The sequence below is a fragment of the Streptomyces sparsus genome (assembly GCF_054776295.1).
The window spans coordinates 1-4,104 of sequence record NZ_BAAHCA010000429.1; the positions used below are offsets into that span (position 1 = coordinate 1).

The 4,104-nt window shown below is 70.7% G+C and carries 4 protein-coding genes and 1 pseudogene; 2 read left to right on the forward strand and 3 right to left on the reverse strand.

Annotation, left to right across the window (positions count from 1 at the left end; genetic code table 11):
- A pseudogene (locus ACYVE9_RS17835) lies at positions 1-169 on the reverse strand (glycosyltransferase family 1 protein); the annotation flags it as partial.
- 63 nt (positions 170-232) lie between these two features.
- On the reverse strand, positions 233-1,318 hold the full coding sequence (locus tag ACYVE9_RS17840; protein WP_461028872.1) for a DUF3344 domain-containing protein: 1,086 nt from the start codon (positions 1,316-1,318) through the stop codon (positions 233-235).
- Positions 1,319-1,582: 264 nt separating this feature from the next.
- On the opposite strand from ACYVE9_RS17840, the gene ACYVE9_RS17845 reads away from it, so the two are divergent.
- A complete protein-coding gene (locus ACYVE9_RS17845; RefSeq protein WP_461028875.1) occupies positions 1,583-1,831 on the forward strand; it encodes a chaplin in 249 nt (82 codons plus the stop codon).
- Positions 1,832-1,915: 84 nt separating this feature from the next.
- On the opposite strand, the gene ligD is transcribed toward ACYVE9_RS17845, so the two are convergent.
- Positions 1,916-2,926: a non-homologous end-joining DNA ligase gene (gene ligD / locus ACYVE9_RS17850; RefSeq protein ID WP_461028873.1), complete on the reverse strand. Its 1,011-nt coding sequence runs from the start codon at positions 2,924-2,926 to the stop codon at positions 1,916-1,918.
- Positions 2,927-3,002: 76 nt separating this feature from the next.
- Here ligD and ACYVE9_RS17855 point away from each other — a divergent pair, with 76 nt between their 5' ends.
- Positions 3,003-4,076: an ATP-dependent DNA ligase gene (locus ACYVE9_RS17855; RefSeq protein WP_461028874.1), complete on the forward strand. Its 1,074-nt coding sequence runs from the start codon at positions 3,003-3,005 to the stop codon at positions 4,074-4,076.
- Positions 4,077-4,104 lie beyond the last annotated feature (28 nt).

A 4,104-nucleotide genomic window follows, 5' to 3' on the forward strand; every position in this document is an offset into this window, starting at 1 on the left:
GGGCGGCGGCGGACAGGGTGCCGCCGGGCGGGCAGGCCGTGACGGCGCGCAGCACTTCGGCGGTGTGGGCCCGGACGAGGTCGGCGACCACCCGGGCCACCCCGCCCTCGACCGGTTGGGCGAGGTGCAGCACCGTCAGCGGATCTGCCTGTTGAGTGTGTTGCGGCACGCGCAGTTCTCTCCCGTACACGCGGATCTGGTGAATGTGCTGCCCGGCTCCCCGGAGAACGTCTCAGCGGCGTGCGTCGGCCTGCAGGAAGAGAACGCCTGTGTGGTAACCGTCGGAGCCGGAACGGAAATCGAAGGTGAGGCGGTCGGCGCCGTACTTCAGTGCGGGCTTGATATCGAACACGTCCGAGTCATAACCAAGATTGTTCGTATGAGCCGGTTCACGGTTCCGGACGTCCCGGCCGTGGTCCGCGATGGTCGAGTTCATGACGTCGTTCACCGCATTCGCAGTGTCGCCCATACGTACGGCTTTCCGGCGGTCGGTACGCACACTCAGCGTGTCGCCACTGCCCCGGTCGCCGTTGTAGGAGACCACTCCGGCGCTGCCGGCGGCGCCGGCCGGAACACCCGGAACATTCAAACGGACGGACAGATTCCGGCGGTTGGCGTGCAGCGCCTCGAACCCGTCCCAGACGGCCAGCCGACGCAGCGGCTCGTCGGCTTTCTCGTAGGCGGCCACCAGCGTCCAGCCACCCCACGCGCCGGCCGGCGAGTGCCCCATCGCGACGTTCACCTGAGCGACCGTCCAGTGGCCGGAGGCGCTGCCGCGCACCAGTTCGGTGACGTCGGCGGAGGCCTGGAAGGCGTCGTCGCTGCCGCTCGTGCGATGACCGATCACGGAGTCGGCCAGCACCTCCTTGTAGCGGCCCCCCGGCTCGGCGACCAGCACCCGACCGTTGTCCTCAGGGGGCTTCTGCTCCCCCACCCGCAGGTTCCCGCCCCAGTAGAGCCGCGCCCAGCTGACCCGCGCACCTTTCGGAACACGCAGTTCCGCCTTGCTGGAGTTGTACGTCAGCGGGTCGTCGTCCACGTCGACGTAGAACATCTCGTAGTCGCCGTTGACCCCCGCGCCCCGGCGCGCCTCCGGGCAGCTGCGCGCCCCTCGCACCACCGCCGTGCGGCAGGTGATGGAGGAGTTGGCGGCCCGGACGAGCCCGCCGTGCTGGACCGCCGTGTACCGCTCCTGGAACGGCACCCGCGCCGACTCCGCGGCCACCGGCGCGGCGGCGGCGGGCAGCACCGCCGACGCGGTGAGGACCGTCAACGCACACAGCGCGGCACGCCCGGCAAAACCTTGGGGCATCAGCATGACTCGCTCTCCGATTTCTTTTCAGCCAAGCAGGAGAGCACCTTGACAGATAGCCAGTTCGAGATCACGCGAGACGCGCTGAACACACCGAATGGGGGCACTGGTCGTGCCCGAACCCGCCCCACGTCGTTCTCCCCACAGCAATGTTATTCACCAGGAGTTCAACCGGCGCAGCCCGTTGAACCTTCGAGTGACAGGGCGTATCCCTGAACCATTCCGCTCGTTGAAGGGAACGGTTCATCCACCTGTGAAAGGAGATTGATGATGAAGCGCATCATCAAGGCCACCACGATGGCCGCCGCCGGTTGTGCCCTGATGGTCGGCGGTGCCGGTGGCGCCATGGCGCACTCGAGCGGCGCCTCCGCGGAGGGCGTCGCGGCGCACTCCCCCGGCGTGCTCAGCGGCAACCTGATCCAGGTTCCGGTTTCCGTGCCGATCAACATCTGCGGCAACACCGTGAACGTGATCGCCGCGCTCAACCCGACCTTCGGCAACACCTGCATCAACAAGTGACCTGACCGGTCGAACCGGTTGGCCGCTTGAGCGGCGAAGTCGTACGACGACGGCCCCCGGACGCCACGTCCGCGGGCCGTCCCGTCATTTCCGGCCCTTGGCCCGGCTGGGCTGCACCCGGGTGGGCTCCCCGGCCATCTTCGGGTGGTCGGGCGGGTACGGCAGGTCCCCGAGGCCGTGGTCCCGCAGGTCCCGCTCGGCCAGTTCCAGCAACGGCTCCAGCCGGTACGCGTGGTGCTCCAGGTCGGCGTGCACGTCACCCACCTCGGCCCAGCGCCCGGGCATCGTCGCCAGGTCGAAGTCCTGCGGACGGGCGTCCGCGAGTTCCTCCCAGCGCAGCGGAGCCGACACCTGCGCCCGGGGTCCCGGCCGCACCGAGTACGCGGACGCCACGGTGCGGTCCCTGGCCGTCTGGTTGTAGTCCACGAAGATCCGCGCCCCGCGCTCCTCCTTCCACCACGCGGTGGTGACCCGGTCGGGCGCACGACGCTCCAACTCGCGTCCCAGCGCGATCGCCGAACGCCGCACGTCCACGAAGGTCCACTCGGGCTCCAGCGGCACCAGCACGTGCAGGCCACGGCCGCCGGACGTCTTGGGCCAGCCGCGCAGACCGAGTTCCCCCAGCAGCGCGTGCAGGTCCGCCGCGACACGGCGGGCGTCGTCGTAGTCGGTCCCGGGCTGGGGGTCCAGGTCGATACGCAACTCGTCCGGATGGTCGGGAGCCTGCCGTCGCACGGGCCAGGGGTGGAAGGTCAGGCAGCCCAGGTTCGCCGCCCACAGCACGGCCGCGACCTCGGTCGGGCAGATCTCGTCCGCGTGCCGTCCGCTGGGGAAGCTGATGCGTGCGGTGGGGATCCACTCCGGCAGGTTCTTCGGGGCCCGCTTCTGGAAGAACGACTCCCCCGTCACCCCGTCGGGGTAGCGCTCCAGTGTGGTCGGCCGGTCCCGCAGCGCCCGCAGCACACCGTCCCCGACCGTGGCGTAGTAGCGGGCGACGTCGAGCTTGGTGAAACCCCGCTCCGGGAAGTACACCTTGTCCGGATGGGACAGCCGCACCGTCCGTCCGCCGACCTCGAGCTCCAGCGCCTCACGCATGCCCCCACGCTAGGCCGGGCCGCCGTCCGGCGCTCGCCGACGGGCGGCCGGCGCCCTCCGGACGCAGAATCGGCCCATGGATCTTCCGGTGATGCCTCCGGTGAAGCCCATGCTGGCCAAGGCGGTGACGCGGATCCCGGCCGGCATGCACTACGAGGCCAAGTGGGACGGCTACCGGGCCGTGGTGTTCCGGGACGGCGACGAGATCGAGATCGGCAGCCGCTCCACCAACACCCTGACCCGGTACTTCCCGGAGTTGGTGGCCGCGCTCCTGGACCGGCTGCCGCCGCGGTGCGTGGTGGACGGGGAGATCGTGGTGGCCGCCGACGGCCGTCTCGACTTCGACGCGCTGCAGGCCAGGATCCACCCCGCCGCCTCCCGGGTGAAGCTGCTCGCCACGTCGACGCCCGCCGGCTTCGTCGCCTTCGACCTGCTGGCGCTGGGAGACACCGCGCTGCTCGACGCGCCGCTGCGGCAGCGGCGTGAACTGCTGGTCGAGGCGCTGCGGGACGCCCGCGACCCGGTCTTCGTCGCGCCGGCCACCACCGACGTCGAACTCGCCCGTTCGTGGTTCGACCGCTACGAGGGCGCCGGACTGGACGGGATCGTCGCGAAGGACCCGGACCTGCCCTACCGGCCCGACCAGCGGCTGATGCTGAAGATCAAACACGAACGCACCGCCGACTGCGTCGTCGCCGGGATCCGCCCGCACAAGAGCGGTCCGGTGGTGGGTTCGCTGCTGCTCGGTCTGTACGACACCGACGGCAGGTTGCAGCACGTCGGCGCCTGCGCCTCGTTCCCGATGCGGCGCCGCGCGGAGCTGATGGCCGAACTCCAGCCACTGGTCGTCGACGGTTACGAGGACCACCCCTGGTCCGACTGGCGGAACGAGCAGGCGCACGCCGAGCGCCGGCTGCCCGGCACGCCGAGCCGGTGGAGCGGTCAGAAGGACATGTCGTGGCTGGCCGTGCGCCCCGAGCGGGTGTGCGAGGTGGCCTACGACCACATGCAGGGCGACCGGTTCCGGCACACCGTCCAGTTCCGCCGCTGGCGGCCGGACCGCACGCCCCGGTCGTGCACCTACGCCCAGTTGGAGGAGCCCGTCCGCTACGACCTGGCGGAGGTGCTGGGGGTGCGGGGCGGTGACTGACCCGCGCCCGGCGCGCCAGGCGGCCCCG

Coding starts and splice junctions, on each gene's coding strand:
- ACYVE9_RS17845 (WP_461028875.1), top strand. CDS start 1,583: ATGAAGCGCATCATCAAGGCCACCACGATGGCCGCCGCCGGTTGTGCC.
- ligD (WP_461028873.1), bottom strand. CDS start 2,926: ATGCGTGAGGCGCTGGAGCTCGAGGTCGGCGGACGGACGGTGCGGCTG.
- ACYVE9_RS17840 (WP_461028872.1), bottom strand. CDS start 1,318: ATGCTGATGCCCCAAGGTTTTGCCGGGCGTGCCGCGCTGTGTGCGTTG.
- ACYVE9_RS17855 (WP_461028874.1), top strand. CDS start 3,003: ATGGATCTTCCGGTGATGCCTCCGGTGAAGCCCATGCTGGCCAAGGCG.